Source organism: Paraburkholderia youngii (assembly GCF_013366925.1).
Lineage (GTDB): Bacteria > Pseudomonadota > Gammaproteobacteria > Burkholderiales > Burkholderiaceae > Paraburkholderia > Paraburkholderia youngii.
Genome location: NZ_JAALDK010000001.1, coordinates 2,026,731 through 2,043,237 on the forward strand (window position 1 = coordinate 2,026,731; position 16,507 = coordinate 2,043,237).

A 16,507-nucleotide genomic window follows, 5' to 3' on the forward strand; every position below is an offset into this window, starting at 1 on the left:
ATCACTGGGTACCGGTACCGCCTTTCATTGCGGAAATCCGGTCGAAACGCTGCTCGACGACGCGTGTTCCCCATTGCTCCCCTTCCGATTCGTCGCTCAGCCGAAAGCCGAACGACTCGTACAGATGACGCGCCGCGTCGAGCCCCTGGAAAGTCCATAAATAGGTTTCGTCAAAGCGCTCGTCGACGAAACGCATCGCATGCGCCAGCAATTGCCGCCCGATCCCGGAGCCGCGCAAGGAATCGTCGACGATGAACCAGCGCAAATGCGCGACACGGGTGCCGACATCCCCATCGATCACGACAGACGCGAGCGTGCGGCCGTTTTCGACGTAAAGCCAAAGCCCTTTCCCTTCTGCCGGCAATGCGCCCGCGAACTCCGCCAGTTCCGTCGCGACCTTCTTTTCGAAGAATGCGCCGAAACCCCAGTGCTGCGCGTAATAGCGCCCGTGCAGACTCGCGATATCGCCGATACAGCCGGGTTGGTAGCCTTCCACGATTCCCGCGGACCCCGCTTCCGTCGCAGGAAGCTTGCTGACCTCGCCATGCGCGAGGGCGTCCGCATAAAGCGCGAGAGAACGGACCAGCGCCTGCTGGTCGGCGGGAACCATGCGCCGCAGCGCGCCGGACACGCGATCGGTCGCGAACCGGTCGATCTTCTTGCGCAGCTTCTGACCTTCGGCCGTCAGGTACAACTCGGAAGAACGGGCATCGTCGGCGCAGACCGTACGCTTGACCAGTCCGCTCGCTTCGAGCTTTGCGATCTGTCGGCTCGTATTCGATTTGTCGAGCCGCAGGATGGTCGCGAGATCTTTGGCGCTGATGCCCGGCGACATGCCGATCTCGATTACCGCATGCACGGCCGAGGGCGCCAGGTCGCTGTCGGCGAGCGTCGTACGCATGAATCCGAGTTCGCGAACCAGGCGGCGGGAAAACTCGCGCAGTTCGAGAATCGTCGTGTCGCGAGGCTTGGCGGGGGCTTCGATCAGATCCATGAGGGCGCTCACATATCAGTTGCGTTGCGCAATCAATATAGTTGCGACCCCGCAACTTAAGCAAACGCTAGGTTGCAATCGGAAGCGTTGCAACGCAGCATCGAACCCGGCTTGCTTTTGCGTTCAACCTCATCAATAGCGCCGCTCTTCCATCAACTGCTTGACGGTCAACGCCAACGGCACGGTGAAAAAGATGTGCGACATGAACCCGCCGATAATCACGGCCGGGTCGAAATAATCCGGATGGTTATCCGACGCGATCATGATCGCGGCATGCATGACGATCCACGCAAATACCGCATAGAACAGCGCAACCAGCGTCGCTTCATAGCCGCGCCGCCGGAAGTACGGCCAGATCGCGGCGAACAGCACGCCCCACGCGATCGCGAAGAAAAAATGAATGCCGGTGCCGACGATATACGCCCAGATGCCGAGCGAGGCCTGCACGTCTTTGCCGAACACGAGCCCCGTCGCATTGCGCGGAATGCCGGCAAGCGGCATCAAATGCTGAGCGCCGACCCAGACAAGCGCTTCGTAAATCCAGATCACCACGGCGCCGACCAGGCCGCCGATCACGCCGGCGCGCAACATCGCCCCGCGTTCGAGTGCACCGGACTCCGCGAGTCTTGGCCGCCGGTCCAAATCCCCTTCGCTGATGCCGAACTTGCCGACCATCTCTACTCTCCTCGAATGGACTACACATCGGAACTTCAAATCGGAATGCCCAGCGGACAGTGCTGCTTCGTTGCGCGCCTTCGATGCCCGGCCTTTAAACGGCGTCGGGTACCTGGCGGGTCTTCAGAAACTCTTCGAGCGTTTCGCCACGCATGCTCGCGTACACGCCGAGATTGGTGATCTTCACCACGCGCGCGAACTTCTCGAGCACGAAGAAAGACACCCCATAGCGGATCAGACCGATCCAGTCGGTGTTGTCGACCAGCGCGCGCTCTTCCGGCGTCAGGCCGGCCGCATCGTAAGCGGCGGTGCGATTTTCGAGCCACAGCGCGCGCGCCGACGCTTCGCGCATCTGCCAGAAAAAGCGGTTCAGGCGCATCGCCTTCATGCTCTGGCGGATATCGAACGGATACGTGCCGGTCAATTCTTCGACGCCAACCAGTTGCGGATTCATTACGCCACCTCTCCTTCGTAGATCGTCACGGCCATCGCGGTGCTGGTCGCAAGGTAGTAGCTGCGATGCAACTCGCGGACCTTCTGGCCGAGCGCGCCGCGCATCGCGAGCCACATGATCGTCTCGACGCTTTCCGCGCCGCCCAGGCGCACGTAGTCGACGTGCTTCATCCTGGCAAGACGCTCCGGATCGTTGACGATCAGGTCGAGGAACTCCATGTCCCATTCGGTATTGTTGAAGCCGCTGCGCTCGCCATGCACCTGGTGCGACAGCCCGCCCGTGCCGACCACCACGACCTTCAGATCCTGTTCGAACGATTCGATCGCGCGACGCAGCGCCTGGCCGAGCCGGTAGCAGCGATTCGCGGTGGGAAGCGGATACTGCAGCACGTTGACTTCGAGCGGCACCAGCGACAGCGGCCAGCCGCCCTGATGCGGCAGCATCAGCGAGAGCGGCGAATTGACGCCGTGATCGAGCGCGCGGTCCTGGAAGACGGTCAGATCGAACTCGTCGGCGACCAGTTGCTCGACGATATGGATCGCCAGATCCGGGTGGCCGGCGATGTCCGGCAGCGGACGCTTGCCCGCGCCTTCATCGGCGAATTCGTGATTGGGCGACACGCCGAGCGCGAAGGTCGGATAGCAATCGAAGAAAAAGCTGTTCGCGTGATCGTTGTAGAACATCACCATCACGTCGGGCTTCTGCTCGGCCAGCCACTGCGCCACCGGTTCATAACCCTTGAACATCGGCGCCCATGCCGGTTCATTCTGCTTGCCCTTGTCGTACGCCAACCCGATCGTGGGTACATGGGACGTGCCGATACCACCAATGATCCTTGCCATATTCGTTCTCTTCCGTCACTTCGTGCTGCTGCCAATCGGATAGGTCGCCTAGCTTACCGCGCTAGTCACCGCGACCGTCTTGGGATACAAAGATAGAAATTGTGCCTTGATACGTGAAGTACGGGTATACCTCGAGTTGTGCCGGAATGATGGGGAAAAACCCGGTATGCGGGCGCCCGGCGAGCCGATGAACCCCGCCGCGACCCACGCTGCGCAGGGCTCCCTCGGTATCCCAAGCCCGCGCGGCGTGCCTTCCGCGACCGCCTCTCGCTCCGGCAAGCGATAAATAAAACAGATGACCCGGAAAACAACTCGCAACGCACTTTTTAAAGGCTTGGAGCGCTGCTGCACGCGTGGCTATACTGCGGTGCTTCCGACGAGCGACGAAACGATGAACGAGACGACCCAGCAAGCGATCGTGCAGACCTTACGCGAGAAAATCCTGTCGGGCGAATTGTCGCCCGGGCAGCGGCTCGTCGAAGCGCAGCTTGCGCAATGGCTCGGCGTGTCGCGCACGCCGCTTCGCTATGCGTTGAGCGTGCTGTCGGCGGAAGGCCTGCTCGATCGTTCGGGCTCGCGCGGCTATGTAGTGCGCCGCTTCAGCGTGCGCGACGTCCTCGATGCGATCGACGTGCGCGGCGTGCTCGAAGGGCTCGCCGCGCGCTCGGTCGCCGAAAACGGCGTGAGCCCGGCGCTCGCCGCCGCGCTCGACGATTGCCTGCGCGAAGGCGACGAAATCTTCGAGCAAAAGCATCTGAAGCCAGGAGACGACGTGCGCTACGCGCAGATGAACGGCCGCTTTCATGCGCTGATCGTCGAAGCGGCGCAGAACCAGGCGATCACGGCCGCGCTGAGCCTGAACGACAAGGTGCCGTTCGTGTCGCCGTTCACGATCGCGTTCGACGAATCCGCGCGCGAGCGTCAGTTCATGATGCTGATGTACGCGCATCGCCAGCATCACGCGATCGTCGACGCGCTGAAGCAAGGCGAAGGCGCGCGCGTCGATGCGTTGATGAAGGAGCACACACATATCTCGAAGGAAAGTCTGAATTTGTCGCTGCCATCGTTGCATCTGATCGCGGGCGCGGCATGAGCAACGACGCACTTTCCGCCGAAGCCAGCCAGGCGGCCGCCAAAGCGCCGCTGTCGGTCAGCAGCAAGGACCTGCTCAATCTCGCGCAATTGCGCGCCTTCCGGCTCGTTGCGGACATGGGCAGCGCGACGCGCGCGGCGGCCGCGCTGTTTCGCGCACAGTCGGCGGTCACGCGCTCCGTGCAGGAACTCGAGTCGGCGCTCGGCGTGCCGCTGTTCGATCGCGGTCCTTCGGGCATGCTGCCCACGCCGGTCGGCCGCGCGGTGCTGCACCGCTGCGAGCGGATCTTCGCCGAACTCGAAGAGCTCGCGCAATGGTGCGCCGCGCGACAGACGCGCCGCCGGCCCGTATCGGAGGGCGCATTGCCCGCGTACCTGCTCAATACGCGGCGGCTGCAACTGTTCGCGGCGCTCGCGCGGCATCGGCATATGCCGAGCGCGGCAAAAACCTTCGGCATCAGTCAGCCCGCGGTGAGCACCGCGATCCGCGTACTCGAAAGCGGCTCGGGACTGAGCCTGTTCCATCGCAGCCCGCGCGGCATCCTGCTGACGGCCGAGGGCGAAACGTTCCTGCTGCACGTACGCCGCGCATTGAACGAACTACGGCACATCCCCGACGATATCGCCGCACTGCACGGCAAGATTCAGGGCTCGGTGACGGTCGGCGCGTTGCCGCTCGGACGCACGCTGATCCTGCCGAAGGCGATCGCGCGAATGACCTCGGAAAATCCCGGCGTGCGGGTGGTCACCGACGAAAGCGCGTACGAGACGCTGGTGGCCGGTCTGCGCGCCGGCGACATCGACTTCATTCTCGGCGCGCTGCGCGACAACGACGCGACGAGCGGCCTGAAAAACGAACGGCTGATGTCGGAAAACATGGTGGTGCTGGTGCGCCGCGGTCACCCGCTGACTCAAGTGCACAATCTGACCATCATGGGTCTGCGCGACGCGCAATGGATTCTGCCGCGCAGCAACGCGCCGGCGCGTGCGCTGTTCGAAACGCAATTCAGGCGGATGAAGGTGAAGCCGCCTTTGCCGACCGTCGAGACCGCTGACCTCGCGGTGATTCGCGGGCTGCTGCTCGGCACCGACATGGCGGCGGCGTTGTCGGCGCAGCAGCTGCATCACGAGGTTCAATCCGGGCAACTGGTGGTGCTCGACGTACCGCTGCACAACACGCGGCGCGAGATCGGCCTGACGATGCGCGCGGCGGGTACGCCATCGCCGGCCGCACGGGCATTGATCGACGCGATCCGGCTGTCGGTCGTCGATGTGACGCGCACGGTCAGCATCGGCGCGACCTGAGCGTTGCCATCGATCAGTTCGCTCAACTGTTTCCGTCCGGGTCCGGCAGGCTGTCGAAAAACGCGCGCGACAGCGTGTCGGCGACGCGGATCTTCGCCGCGCGCGCCTTATCTCGCAGCGCATCGCGCCGCTGGTCGAACATCGACACCTGCGCGCCCTTCGCGGCCAATGCCGCACCGAGTATGCCGCCCGCTTCGCCGAAGCCCATGAATGAGATGCGCGTGAGTAGCACTTCTTCATAAACCTGCGAAGACATGCACCGTCCTGGATCACCGCGCGACGAAGCGTGCCAGTTCCGCTGTGAATCGCATGCGGAAAGAGCATAGCGAATGACGCGTAAATGAAGCATCGCCGTATCATCTGCGGCGGCAATTCTCCGACAATAGAAGAGCGCTCAAATGACCCCGCCAAGCCTCATCGACACCCGGAGAAAACGTAATGAACAAACGCCAGTTCCTGACCAGCGCCACGGTGCTGGGCGCGGCGGTCGCGCCCGCATTCGGCGCAAAGCGTGAGCACGCCGAATGCGCGCCGTCTCCAGTTCTCCTGACGATCTCCGGTGCGATCAGGAACAGCAATCGCGGCGCGCTCAATCCGGCTTTCGATCAACTGCTGGCGAAGCACCAGGTGAAGTTTTCGCAAGCGTATGGCGTCGATCTGCCGTTGCTCGCCAGCATGAAATCCGTGACGATCCATCCGACGATCGAATACGATGCGCACCTGCATACGTTCAGCGGCCCGCTGCTGACCGACGTGCTCGCGCATATCGGCGCACCGGATGCAGGCAGCACGCAAATCGTCATGCACGCGGTCGACGGCTACGCGGTGCAGACGACGCTCGATAAGGTGCGCGAGTATCACTTCATCGTCGCGACGCAAATGGACGGCAAGCCGCTGGCGCTCGGTGGCGTGGGGCCGTTATGGGCGATCTACGACGCGGATCAGATTCCCGAACTCGCGGCCAAGCCGCTGAAGGACCGCTTCGAACTGTCGCCGTGGGGCCTGTATCACATGCAGCTCACCGAGGCGTCATAGCGCGCCGCCGAATCGCTCGACGCACGCCTGTCGCACGCGCTCGACCGAGCTCGCCCAGTCTTCCCCTGGCGCGCGCCGGAACAGACGCAGCGTGTGCGGATACCACGGCGAATCGTCGCGCTCGCGCGGCCGTGCGGCGGATGCGCCGCTGTTGCGCCGTTTCGATACGCGCACCTCGCGCGATTACACAACATAAGTGATTCGCCCCGGCTTCAGCGCCGGGAAGTGAACGCTTTTTCACCGTCTAATCCGCCGCTATACCTGACATTACGAATGAGAGGATCGCGTGGTGATGCTAGAATCGCCCCCGTCTTTTCTTCGACGCTCATGACTCGACGCTCCCGCAACCACCTGACCGCATGGCTTGGCCTCGTCGCCATGTGGCTCGTCGTGTTCGCGCCGCTCATCAGTCAGTTGCTCGAATCGGGCCGCGGCCACGAGCCGATTGCCGTGCTGTGTTCGGCGCTTCATCCGACCGGCGCGAGCGATATCAGCGATGCGAGCGTCGTCGCTCAAACCAGTCCCGCCCCCGTGCATCTGAGCCACGACGATGCATTCGGCGCCTGCGGATACTGTCATCTGCTCGAACATCACGTCGCGATGCCGACGCTCGCCGCCGCCGAGCTGCCGGCCGCGCTGCCGCTGGCCGGCACCGCGCCGCCCACGCTGTCCACCCGCTTCACGCCGCTGGGCGCGTTCCCGTCGGGACGTCCGCGCGCGCCACCTGTCGTTTCCTGATCTCTGCCGGTTCTGATCGCGCCTTCGTCGCTCACGTCGACGAAGCCTGCGATCACCTGTTCAATGCATCGAGGAAACGCTCATGTTCAACTTCGCGCTGCGAAGGCTGTCTTTTTGCGTCCGTCGTGACGCTGTCTGTTCCACTCATCGCGTGGCTCGTCGTTCCGTTCGTTGGCCCGCGCTCGTGCCTGCTTTCGTGCCGGCTTTGGTTGCAACACCCGCGCAGGCCGCCGACGCGGATGCGACGCTGCCCGCCGTCAGCGTCAATGCAAGCGCAAGTGCGAGCGCCGCACCACGCGCCGTCGACCCGAACCTGCCCGCCTCCATCGAAACCGTCACGCGCGATCAGTTCGCGAACTGGAACGTCGTCAACACCGAGGACGTGCTCAAGTACCTGCCGAACCTCGCGGTACGCAAGCGCTTCATCGGCGACCTGAATTCGATCATCGCGGTACGCGGCACCAGCAATACGCAGAGCGCGCGCGGCCTCGTCTATGCGGACGGTTTGCTGCTGAGCAACCTGCTCGGCAATAGCTATTCGTTTCCGCCGCGCTGGTCGATGGTGTCTCCCGACGAAATCCAGCAAGTCGACGTAATCTACGGGCCGTTTTCCGCGCTGTACCCTGGCAATTCTTTAGGCGCGACCGTGCTCATCAGCACGCGCGTGCCGAAGCAGTTCGAGGCCAACGCCGACATCAAGGCATTCACGCAGCACTTCAGCCTGTTCGGCGTGAACCAGAGCTTCAACGGCAGCGAAGCGAGCGCGTCGCTCGGCGATCGGATCGGCAAGTTCTCGTACCTGCTCGGCGTCAATCATCTCGAGAACACGAGTCAGCCGCTGCAATTCGCGACGCTCGCGCAATCGACCACGCCCGCGAAGGCCGGCGACACGCCCGTCACCGGCGCCCATTTCTACAACAACCAGACCAATACGCCGACGGCCGTGCTCGGCGTGAACGGCGAAGGCATCGAGCACACGGTGCAGAACCAGTTCAAGCTGAAGATGCAGTACGACTTCACGCCGACGCTGCAGGGCGGCTTCACGCTCGGCTACTGGCACCAGACCTACAACAGCGAAACGTCGACGTTCCTGCGCGACGCGGACGGCACGCCGGTGTACAGCGGCAACGTATCGATCAACGGCTACCACTACACGATTCCGGCGGCAGCGTTCGCGCCGAGTCTCGGACACAGCGAGAACTGGCTCTACGGCGTGTCGCTGAAAACGCGCAATGCGACCGGTTGGAACGGCGAGGCGATCGCGTCGTATTACGACATCGGCAATAGCGTCGCACGCACCGCGAATGCGGGCGGTCCGGGCAATGGCCCCGGCACCGTGCTGTTCGGCGACGGCACCGGCTGGAAGACGCTGGACCTGCGCGGCACCTACACGCCCGCGACGAACCAGCCAGGGCTGGCCAATCACGCACTGAGCTTCGGCTACCACTACGACAACTACTTCGTCGACAACCAGACCTACAACACGATGGCTTGGCGCGACGGCGACGCGGCCTCGTTCGCCAACGCGTTCACCGGCAAGACCCAGACGCAAGCTCTCTATGCGCAGGACGCATGGCGCTTTCTGCCGCGCTGGAAGCTCGTCTACGGCGTGCGCTATGAAGACTGGCAAGCCTACGGCGGCGCGCAGTCGCTGCCCGGCGCGACGATCGCGTACAGCGACGCCAGCCAGCGTCACTTTTCGCCGAAGGCGTCGCTATCGTTCGATGCCAGCGACGATTTGACTTTGCGCGCGTCGATCGGTCGCGCTTATCGCTTTCCGACCGCGAGCGAACTGTTCCAGGGGCAAATCAATGGCTCCGCGATCGTGAACAACAATCCGCATCTGCAGCCCGAGGACGATCTGTCGAAAGAACTGAGCGCCGAATGGGCGCACTGGAATGGCGTGTTCCGCTTGTCGCTGTTTCAGGACGACGTGAAGAACACGATCTTCAGTCAGACCGACACCACCGTGATCCCGAACGTGACGAACTTCCAGAACATCGGCAAGGTTCGCTCGCGCGGCGTCGAAACGAGCTACTCGGGCGAAGACGTGTTCGTGCGCGGACTCGATCTGCTCGCGAGCGTCGCGTACACGCAGTCGAAGATCCTCGAAAACGCTCAGAATCCGGCCTCGGTCGGCAAGTACTTTTACCGCATTCCGCTGTGGCGCGCGAATCTTGCCGCGACGTATCACTTCGACGCGCGAGCGGCGCTGACGCTCGCCGCGCGTTACTCGGGCCGTCAGTACAACACGCTGACGAATACCGACACGAACCCGAACGTGTTCGGCGGCACCAGCACCTACACGGTCGCCGACGCAAAGTTCACGTTCAAGCCGACGAAGCTCAGCGAACTCGGCATCGGCGTCGACAACCTGTTCGACGCGCGCTACTTCGTCTACCACCCGTATCCGGGCCGCACGTTTTATGTCGAAGCGAAGCTGCGTCTCTGAGTAACCCATCGCCCCATTTGCCCGACGAGGATTTCATATCCACGACTCCAACCGCCGAACCCGTACGTGCGCAGAACAGTACGGCCGCTGCCGCCGCCAGCGGCCCCGCACATCCAGGCTATAGAACACTGTGGCGCTGGCATTTTTATGCGGGCCTCTTCGTGATGCCGTTTCTGCTCGTGCTCGCCATCACCGGCACACTGTATTGCTTCCAGCCGCAGATCGAGCCGCTGCTGTATCGGCAGCAGATGGTCGTCGCACCGCAAGCGGTGCCGAGACTGCCCGACAGCGTGCTGCTCGCGCGAGCGCGCGCGGAGATGCCGCCCGGCTCGGTCGCGACGACCGCCGTGATCACACGCGATCCGCAACGCAGCGCCGAATTCGTGTTTCGGCTCGCGGACGGTACGCAGCAGAGCGTCTATCTGAATCCGTACAACGGCGATGTGCTGGGCACGCTGAGCGTCGAGCGTCGCTTGATGCAGGTGGATCGCATGATTCATCGCAAGCTGCTGCTCGGCAAGCTCGGCGAGCTGCTGATGGAACTGGCCGCATGCTGGACGCTCGTGATGATCGGCACCGGCATCGCGCTATGGTGGCCGCGCGGCAAAACGACCGCGCGCGCTGTGCTGCTGCCGCGCCTCGCGCTGAAAGGACGTCCGCTATGGAAAAGTCTTCACGCGGTGATCGGCATCTGGTTCGCGCTGGGCGCGCTGGCGTTCGTATTGACCGGTCTGCCGTGGACCGGCTCATGGGGCAAGCAGTTCAAGGTGTTTGCGACCGCGACGAAGCTTGGCGCGCCGCCGGGCGCGTGGGGCGGTTTGCCATTGCGCTCCATCGTGCCAGGAGCGCAATCAGAACAGGCCGACCACGCGAGCGGCACGAGCGCGCATGCCACGCATGCCGACATGGACTCGATGCCCAGTATGGTGATGGACGATCTGCCGTTGCCGCTGACGCCGTGGGCCGCGGGCAACTCCAGCGTGCCCTCTTCCTCGAACAGCGACGCGGCACAGCCTCTGTCGCTCGGTCATATCGTTGCGCTCGCCGCGTCGCTCGGCATCTCGGACGGCTACAGCATCGTGCTGCCGAATTCCGCAACCGGCGTCTACACGCTTTCCTGGTTCCCCGCGAATCCGCGAGACGAACGCACGCTGTACGTCGACCAATACAGCGGCGCGATCCTGAAGGACATTCGCTACGGCGATTACGGGGCGATCGCGAAGGCCGTGTCGTACGGCACGTCGCTGCATATGGGGCGCTACTTCGGCATCGCGAATCAGATACTGTGCGCGGCCATTTCGCTCGGCCTTGCCGCGCTCGCTGTGACCGGCTTCGCGATGTGGTGGAAACGCCGGCCGCAACGCTCGCTCGGCGCGCCGTCGCGCGAGCGCGCCGCGCCGCCGATGCGTGGCTGGAAAGCCGGCCTCGTGCTGCTCGGCGTCGTGTTCCCGCTGATGGGCGCGACGCTCGTCGCGGTGTGGCTGCTCGATCGGCTGGTTTTCGGCCGTGACTCGCGACCGGAATTGAACGAAGTCGCCTGATGCCAGGGCAAGCCGCGTCAGGCTGCGCTTGCGCTTAACGAGCGTTTACGATACATTTTGCTCGTTTATGATCGGTTTGCACCGAAACGGAGACGAGACCCATGCAGCGAACCCGGGAAGAAGCGATCAACGGGCTACTACCCGAGCAGCGCGAAGCGCTGATTCTGGAGCGATTGCGCACGCATGGTCGCGTGCTCGCGGCCGAGCTTGCCGCCGAGCTGCAGATCTCTGAGCACACGGTGCGTCGCCATCTGCGCGATCTCGCGGATCAAGGCCACTGCAAGCGGGTGTATGGCGGTGCGCTGCTGATGTCGCCAGCAGACAAACCCGCGGCGCTGCGCATGCACGAGGCCGTCGATCGCAAGGCACGCCTTGCCGCGGCGGCCGTGTCGATCGTTCGTCCGAAGCAGATCGTGCTGCTCGACGCGGGTTCGACGAACGTCGCGATCGCGGCGGCGCTGCCCGACAACGCCAGCCTGACCGTCGTCACCAATTCGCCCGACGCGTGCGCGCGGCTGCTGAACCGACCGGGGATCGACGTGATACTGATCGGCGGCCGCATCGCCGGGGGCGCGGCGGGCTCGCTCGGCGCGACCGCGCTGCTGCAGATCCAGCAGATCCGCGCGGATCTCTGTTTTCTCGGCGCCTGCGCCTTCGATCCCGACGAAGGCGTCGCCGCATTCCACGCTGAAGATGCAGAACTGAAACGCGCGATGGTCAAAGCGAGCGGCCAGATCGCCATCGCGCTGACCTCGGAAAAGCTGATCACGGCGGCGCCGTTCGCGGTAGCGCCGGCTTCGTCGGTCGATTATCTGTTCGTCGAAGCGGACGTACCGGGCGCGCGTATCGCGAGCCTCAAGGCCGTCTGCGATAACGTGATGGTGGCACGCCCATGAACTTACTCGTCAGGGAACGCATCGCGACGCTCGCCGTCTTTCTCGCCAACGGTTTCGGCATCGGCGCATGGGCGGTCGAGGTGCCGCGCATCAAGGAAAGCCTCGCGCTCAGCGACACCTCGCTCGGCATCGCGCTGTTCTGCTTCGCACTCGGCGCCATCGTTGCGATGCCGCTCGCGGGACAGCTCGCGCCGCGCGTCGGCAGCGGCCGCGCCACCGCGCTGCTTGGCGCGGCATTCGCGATCGCGCTGCCGTTGCCCGCGGTCGCGCCCGGCATGCTGACGTTGTGCGTGGTGCTGTTTGCGCTCGGCGCGTCGAATGGCGCGCTCGACGTGTCGATGAACGGACATGCGAGCGCGATCGAAACACGCTGGCGGGCGCCGATCATGTCGTCGTTTCATGCCGCGTGGAGCGCGGGCGGCCTGCTTGGCGCGGCGAGCGGCGCGATGCTGCAGAAAGGCGGCGTCGGCGTCCTGGGCGGGCTGCTCGTCCCCGATCTGTTCATCGCGGCCCTGATCATTTTCGCTGCATGGTTTGCGTTGCGCGATATCGGTCCCCGCGCGGCCGCCGCGTCGAGCGGCTTCGCATGGCCCGACAGCGCCGTGATGAAACTGGCGCTGCTCGCGTTCATGTGCATGCTCGTGGAAGGCGCGGTGGCCGACTGGAGCGCGGTGTACCTGCGCTCCGCGTTGAACCAGGAAGCGAGCATTGCCGCGATCGGCTACTCCGCGTTCGCGTTTTCGATGGCGGCGTGCCGGATCGCAGGCGATGCGTCGGTGCGACGCTTCGGCTCGAGCAAGGTCGTCGCGCTCGGCGGTCTGATCGCGTTCGCCGGACTCGCGCTGGTGCTCAGCCTGCCGACGGTGCTGACCGCCTGTGTCGGCTTCGCGATGGTCGGCATCGGTCTCGCGAATATCGTTCCGGTGATTTTCAGCGCGGCGGGCCGTTCGAGCGCGACGCCGGCGATCGGCGTGTCGATGGCGGCCACGTTCGGCTATGCGGGCTTTCTGGTCGGGCCGCCGCTGATCGGTTTCGGCGCCGGCGTGCTCGGCTTGCGCGCGGCCTTGGGTGTGCTGGTGATGGCCACGCTGATCGTGTCGCTGCTGGGCGGCAAGGCGGTGCGCGGCGCGCAACCCGCTTAGCCAGTGCTATTTCGCTTTCTTGTCGAGCACGGCAAGCGGCTTGCGAACGGGTAACGCATCGCGTCCCGCATGCTGACCCAATGGCCAGCTGAACGCGCCGAGAAGTGAGCTCGGCTGCGTGCCATCGTCGAGACCGGTGGCGGGCCACTCGTGTTTCGCGGGCACCCAGCGCGTGCCGAACACGTGATCCCACATCGGCAATAGCTGCGTGAAGTTGTGATTGAGATGCTCGGCGCGAATCGAGTGATGCAAACGGTGATACTGCGGATTGTTGACCCACGTGACGTAGCGGCCGAGGTCCACGCGCAAATTTAGATGCGCGAAGTAGTTGCCGAACATGAACACGATCGACGTCGCACCGACGATCCACGGCTCGACCTTGAACAGTACGCCGACGAGCGGATAAAGCAGGCAGCCCTTGATGAGCACTTCGATCCAGTGATGCCGCAACGTGATCGTCACGTTGAAATCCACCGCGCTATGGTGCAGCGAATGCAGCTTCCACAAGATGGGCCACGTGTGCTGCAAGCGATGAAACGCGTATTCGAGGCAATCGATCGTCAACAGTACGATCACGAACGAAGCGAGCGCGCCCCACCCGTGCGACACCAGCACCACCATGCCGCCGCCGAGTGCATTCACGATCGCGACGCTGGCGGCCGCGGTCAGCGGCTTCGTGGCTTCAACCAACGCCAGATACAGGCCCGCGTACGCCATGTTCAGACGCTGCCCCGCGCGCGATTGCAGCAATGCGGCCGGCCAGCGGCGCTCGAGCAACGCGCCGAGTCCCATCATGACCAGCACGAGCGCATAGCCTTGCAGCCACAGGCTCGCGTGGTGCAGCAATGCCGGAAACGGGCTCGACGCTAACATGGCATTCCCTGATGCAGCGGCTGCATCCCGTGTAGAGGAGCGTTAGCATGATCTTCGCAGTCCGCTGGTCCGCGCGCAAGCGCCCTTTCGCTCGGGCCGCCGCGCATTTGGCTGCACCCGCAAGCACGGAAAAAATGGCGGGGTCATCGCTTCACGCCGTCACGATCGCGAGCGGACGTTAAATACAGCCGTATCGTCCGCTTGCGTCGTCGTTGTTTGTCGACATCCGTTTGGTGGTGGCCCCGCCGTACTTCGCATGTTGCGCCAAGCTCCCCGAGCGCGAATCGCGAAGACGTTTGCTGCCGTCGGCATTTATTCACTGCGTGAAATTCCGGCTGCAACATGTGTAGTTCTTGTGCCGGAATTATTGCAACGGCTATGCCATGCTGGGACAAAGCGTTGCCACGTATGGACGGATGTGTACCGATGCACTTCGAAGCGGGCCTGATCGCTCGCAATGCATCGGAAATGAAACGCCGCGCGAATGTTCCGACGAGTTCGTGCTGGTGCGCACACGTCGTTCGACGCGCGCGGGAATACCCGAACGCGGATTGACAGGTCAAGGTTTGCGACACGTATCGGCCAGGATCGCCGGAGCGCGATGCGACGAAAGAGTACCTGGGTCAGGCGGACCGGCGTGTCGCAAAGTTGAGACGACAAATGGCTTACAGCAGCGCGGTCAATTGCGCGACCCGCAACTCGAACTGCCGCAATTCATCGGCGGCAAGCGCCTTCTTCTGCGGCAGGTCGCTCGAACGCGGGCCCCGTGCTGACGCCGTCTTTCGAGTAGTAGAGCGGTTCACCTTGCGGATTCTTGTGAAGGAACACGTCGTGCGCGGTCGAGCCTCGTACGATGCGCACCGCGAGCGGTTCGCGCGCTGCGTCTTTGCCGTTGCCGCTACTGGTGTCGAAGACGGCGCTCACGCGGTCGCCAGCTTTCAGATCGCGCGACAGATCGCGGCCGGGTCAAGACAACGAAGCAAGCATGTTCGACAGACGCCGGACATGGGCCTTGAATGCGTCGCTCGTTTCGCGGTTAGTGGTGGGATTCAGATGCGAGCTTTCGGCGAGTTCCGCCTGCTCGTGAAAATCGTTGGCGATTTTGCGCTTGATGTCGTCAGGCAGCGACCGCACGATGGAGACCAGCAAAGCCTCTTCGGCATGCAGCATGCCGAGAATCGAATGTGTGTCCATACGAGAACCTCCGGGGGGAACATCGTCGGTGCCGGCCGGCAGTGGCGCCGGCGCTCTTCATGTTACCCCGTTGATTCCGCGTCGTCGGACGTACGCGTTACTCGGCGATCGAATAGCGCGACGGACGGGCGCGCGGCTGTTGTACCTCACGCTCGACGCGCGGACTCGCGCCGCGGATGAACAGGACCGCGCAAAACGCGACCATGGCCCAGATGCAAAGAAAGACGGTCAAAGCGCTCATGTCAGCTTCCGGAACTTCGGGACTGCGGGTTAGTACTGTGTTGCTGCCGCGTTCGCCGTCAATGCAGCGTGGAGCGCTCGGGCGCACCGAACAGCAGCTCATCGATCAGGGCGGTGGTGAACGTCAGCTGCGTTTCGAGCGATTGGCGCGCGGCTTGCGCACCCGCTTCGTCGCTTCGGGCGACCGCCGCGTGTGCCTGCGTGGCGAGACGCAGGATGGCTTCGGAACCGCGTTGCAGTTCGCGCATTGCGAGGTCGTCAGGACCCGGCGTCGGCTGATCCCATTCCGAGGTGGTGAGTTCAGGCAGGTCGGCGTCGAACCGGCGGGGTTTGTTGTGACGGGAAGACATCCGGGGCTCCTGACGGAAAAGCGCGATATACGCGACGGGACGAACTCAGTGTGCGCCGCCCCCCGGCGTTTCAATTCGCCGAACAGAAGCCGAATCCGAAGCTAATCTGGGGGCTTCGAGAAAAACAAGGGTTTTTACCGGGCAATCAGCGCTGGCGGGCCGCCAATCCCGTCGCCGGGGCGTCGGAATTTGCGGCAGCGGTAGAAAACGTCTAGCTTGTGGAAGCGGAAAAGACTCGAGCGGCCTTAAGCTGCCGGAACCACGTCGATGCGCAATGCCTCGCCGCCGGCGGCAATCGCCAGCAGGTGATCGACGTTCGGATGGGCGCCCGGACGGTTGCGCGCGTCGGCCGTATGCTCGGCGAACAGCGCGAGGCCGTGTTCGGCCGCCTTCGCGTCGAGCGTGCCGAACGCGCCGCGCAGGTAGTTGTACACCGCGAGCGAGCCCTGCTTGCCCGGTTTGTTCTCGATGCTAGCGACCACGGCACCTCTGCCGTTGATCAGATCGATGCGTGCGATGCCGTCGATTGCCGGCATTCTGGCGAGATTTTCCTTGAAGACGTTGCTCGGTTCGATCATTGAAACCACTCCTTCCGTTCTAAAAATGCATGGCGGGCCGTATCTTATCCGATGGGTGGCGAGCGGGTGAATCTGCGGCCGCGACCTGGTTTTCCCAGCGAATGTT

At 63.7% G+C, this 16,507-nt stretch carries 19 protein-coding genes and 1 pseudogene; 8 read left to right on the forward strand and 12 right to left on the reverse strand.

The features are described from left to right. Nucleotide 1: 1 nt before the first annotated feature. From G5S42_RS09395 to G5S42_RS09410, 4 genes are all read right to left on the reverse strand, one after another. Nucleotides 2-994, reverse strand: a complete 993-nt coding sequence (locus G5S42_RS09395) for a bifunctional helix-turn-helix transcriptional regulator/GNAT family N-acetyltransferase (protein ID WP_176106498.1) — start codon at nt 992-994, stop codon at nt 2-4. Nucleotides 995-1,126: 132 nt separating this feature from the next. Then, on the reverse strand, nt 1,127-1,669 hold the full coding sequence (locus tag G5S42_RS09400; RefSeq protein WP_176106499.1) for a hypothetical protein: 543 nt from the start codon (nt 1,667-1,669) through the stop codon (nt 1,127-1,129). Between the two features lie 94 nt (nt 1,670-1,763). Further along, a complete protein-coding gene (locus G5S42_RS09405; protein ID WP_176106500.1) occupies nt 1,764-2,123 on the reverse strand; it encodes a protocatechuate 3,4-dioxygenase in 360 nt (119 codons plus the stop codon). Further along, the gene (locus G5S42_RS09410) at nt 2,123-2,965 is read right to left on the reverse strand and encodes a gallate dioxygenase (RefSeq protein ID WP_176106501.1); all 843 of its coding nucleotides are present in this window, start codon (nt 2,963-2,965) and stop codon (nt 2,123-2,125) included. The genes G5S42_RS09405 and G5S42_RS09410 overlap by 1 nt, the downstream gene beginning before the upstream one ends. Before the next feature lie 391 nt (nt 2,966-3,356). Between G5S42_RS09410 and G5S42_RS09415 the strand changes: the two genes are divergently transcribed. Together G5S42_RS09415 and G5S42_RS09420 are read left to right on the forward strand one after the other, a co-directional pair. Further along, nucleotides 3,357-4,058 carry a GntR family transcriptional regulator gene (locus G5S42_RS09415; RefSeq protein ID WP_176106502.1) on the forward strand — a complete coding sequence of 234 codons (702 nt, stop codon included), beginning with the start codon at nt 3,357-3,359 and terminating at the stop codon, nt 4,056-4,058. Then, nucleotides 4,055-5,362: a LysR family transcriptional regulator gene (locus G5S42_RS09420; protein ID WP_176106503.1), complete on the forward strand. Its 1,308-nt coding sequence runs from the start codon at nt 4,055-4,057 to the stop codon at nt 5,360-5,362. The genes G5S42_RS09415 and G5S42_RS09420 overlap by 4 nt, the downstream gene beginning before the upstream one ends. Before the next feature lie 22 nt (nt 5,363-5,384). On the opposite strand, the gene G5S42_RS09425 is transcribed toward G5S42_RS09420, so the two are convergent. Further along, complete coding sequence (locus G5S42_RS09425) at nt 5,385-5,618, reverse strand: hypothetical protein (RefSeq protein WP_176106504.1); 234 nt, start codon at nt 5,616-5,618, stop codon at nt 5,385-5,387. 182 nt (nt 5,619-5,800) lie between these two features. Here G5S42_RS09425 and G5S42_RS09430 point away from each other — a divergent pair, with 182 nt between their 5' ends. Then, nucleotides 5,801-6,397, forward strand: a complete 597-nt coding sequence (locus G5S42_RS09430) for a putative pterin-binding protein (protein WP_176106505.1) — start codon at nt 5,801-5,803, stop codon at nt 6,395-6,397. Here G5S42_RS09430 and G5S42_RS09435 read toward each other — a convergent pair. Next, nucleotides 6,392-6,571 (reverse strand): hypothetical protein, encoded by a 180-nt coding sequence (locus tag G5S42_RS09435; RefSeq protein WP_176104965.1) that lies wholly within the window; start codon nt 6,569-6,571, stop codon nt 6,392-6,394. The two genes, G5S42_RS09430 and G5S42_RS09435, sit on opposite strands and share 6 nt — an antisense overlap. 153 nt (nt 6,572-6,724) lie before the next feature. On the opposite strand from G5S42_RS09435, the gene G5S42_RS09440 reads away from it, so the two are divergent. From G5S42_RS09440 to G5S42_RS09460, 5 genes are all read left to right on the forward strand, one after another. Then, nucleotides 6,725-7,135 (forward strand): DUF2946 domain-containing protein, encoded by a 411-nt coding sequence (locus G5S42_RS09440; RefSeq protein ID WP_176106506.1) that lies wholly within the window; start codon nt 6,725-6,727, stop codon nt 7,133-7,135. An 82-nt stretch (nt 7,136-7,217) separates the two neighbouring features. Next, complete coding sequence (locus tag G5S42_RS09445) at nt 7,218-9,587, forward strand: TonB-dependent receptor (RefSeq protein WP_217709872.1); 2,370 nt, start codon at nt 7,218-7,220, stop codon at nt 9,585-9,587. Between the two features lie 35 nt (nt 9,588-9,622). Then, entirely contained in the window at nt 9,623-11,128 is a 1,506-nt protein-coding gene (locus G5S42_RS09450; RefSeq protein WP_176110454.1) for a PepSY-associated TM helix domain-containing protein, read from the forward strand. A 101-nt stretch (nt 11,129-11,229) separates the two neighbouring features. Continuing rightward, entirely contained in the window at nt 11,230-12,024 is a 795-nt protein-coding gene (locus G5S42_RS09455) for a DeoR/GlpR family DNA-binding transcription regulator (RefSeq protein WP_176106507.1), read from the forward strand. Beyond that, on the forward strand, nt 12,021-13,166 hold the full coding sequence (locus tag G5S42_RS09460) for an MFS transporter (protein WP_176106508.1): 1,146 nt from the start codon (nt 12,021-12,023) through the stop codon (nt 13,164-13,166). Before G5S42_RS09455 ends, G5S42_RS09460 begins: the two co-directional genes overlap by 4 nt. 183 nt (nt 13,167-13,349) lie before the next feature. Here the strand turns inward: G5S42_RS09460 and G5S42_RS09465 are convergent. The 6 genes and pseudogenes from G5S42_RS09465 to G5S42_RS09490 form a co-directional block, all read right to left on the reverse strand. Then, nucleotides 13,350-14,039, reverse strand: a pseudogene (locus G5S42_RS09465) (sterol desaturase family protein); the annotation flags it as partial. A 714-nt stretch (nt 14,040-14,753) separates the two neighbouring features. Then, entirely contained in the window at nt 14,754-14,963 is a 210-nt protein-coding gene (locus G5S42_RS09470) for a hypothetical protein (protein WP_246391908.1), read from the reverse strand. Nucleotides 14,964-15,005: 42 nt separating this feature from the next. Next, nucleotides 15,006-15,233 carry a hypothetical protein gene (locus G5S42_RS09475; protein ID WP_176106509.1) on the reverse strand — a complete coding sequence of 76 codons (228 nt, stop codon included), beginning with the start codon at nt 15,231-15,233 and terminating at the stop codon, nt 15,006-15,008. A gap of 97 nt (nt 15,234-15,330) precedes the next feature. Then, on the reverse strand, nt 15,331-15,474 hold the full coding sequence (locus G5S42_RS09480) for a hypothetical protein (RefSeq protein WP_176106510.1): 144 nt from the start codon (nt 15,472-15,474) through the stop codon (nt 15,331-15,333). A 58-nt stretch (nt 15,475-15,532) separates the two neighbouring features. Continuing rightward, a complete protein-coding gene (locus G5S42_RS09485) occupies nt 15,533-15,823 on the reverse strand; it encodes a hypothetical protein (RefSeq protein ID WP_176106511.1) in 291 nt (96 codons plus the stop codon). A gap of 245 nt (nt 15,824-16,068) precedes the next feature. Further along, entirely contained in the window at nt 16,069-16,401 is a 333-nt protein-coding gene (locus G5S42_RS09490) for a DUF2322 family protein (protein WP_176106512.1), read from the reverse strand. Between the last annotated feature and the right edge of the window lie 106 nt (nt 16,402-16,507).

Coding starts and splice junctions, on each gene's coding strand:
- G5S42_RS09395 (WP_176106498.1), bottom strand. CDS start 994: ATGGATCTGATCGAAGCCCCCGCCAAGCCTCGCGACACGACGATTCTC.
- G5S42_RS09400 (WP_176106499.1), bottom strand. CDS start 1,669: ATGGTCGGCAAGTTCGGCATCAGCGAAGGGGATTTGGACCGGCGGCCA.
- G5S42_RS09405 (WP_176106500.1), bottom strand. CDS start 2,123: ATGAATCCGCAACTGGTTGGCGTCGAAGAATTGACCGGCACGTATCCG.
- G5S42_RS09410 (WP_176106501.1), bottom strand. CDS start 2,965: ATGGCAAGGATCATTGGTGGTATCGGCACGTCCCATGTACCCACGATC.
- G5S42_RS09415 (WP_176106502.1), top strand. CDS start 3,357: ATGAACGAGACGACCCAGCAAGCGATCGTGCAGACCTTACGCGAGAAA.
- G5S42_RS09420 (WP_176106503.1), top strand. CDS start 4,055: ATGAGCAACGACGCACTTTCCGCCGAAGCCAGCCAGGCGGCCGCCAAA.
- G5S42_RS09425 (WP_176106504.1), bottom strand. CDS start 5,618: ATGTCTTCGCAGGTTTATGAAGAAGTGCTACTCACGCGCATCTCATTC.
- G5S42_RS09430 (WP_176106505.1), top strand. CDS start 5,801: ATGAACAAACGCCAGTTCCTGACCAGCGCCACGGTGCTGGGCGCGGCG.
- G5S42_RS09440 (WP_176106506.1), top strand. CDS start 6,725: ATGACTCGACGCTCCCGCAACCACCTGACCGCATGGCTTGGCCTCGTC.
- G5S42_RS09445 (WP_217709872.1), top strand. CDS start 7,218: ATGTTCAACTTCGCGCTGCGAAGGCTGTCTTTTTGCGTCCGTCGTGAC.
- G5S42_RS09455 (WP_176106507.1), top strand. CDS start 11,230: ATGCAGCGAACCCGGGAAGAAGCGATCAACGGGCTACTACCCGAGCAG.
- G5S42_RS09460 (WP_176106508.1), top strand. CDS start 12,021: ATGAACTTACTCGTCAGGGAACGCATCGCGACGCTCGCCGTCTTTCTC.
- G5S42_RS09475 (WP_176106509.1), bottom strand. CDS start 15,233: ATGGACACACATTCGATTCTCGGCATGCTGCATGCCGAAGAGGCTTTG.
- G5S42_RS09480 (WP_176106510.1), bottom strand. CDS start 15,474: ATGAGCGCTTTGACCGTCTTTCTTTGCATCTGGGCCATGGTCGCGTTT.
- G5S42_RS09485 (WP_176106511.1), bottom strand. CDS start 15,823: ATGTCTTCCCGTCACAACAAACCCCGCCGGTTCGACGCCGACCTGCCT.
- G5S42_RS09490 (WP_176106512.1), bottom strand. CDS start 16,401: ATGATCGAACCGAGCAACGTCTTCAAGGAAAATCTCGCCAGAATGCCG.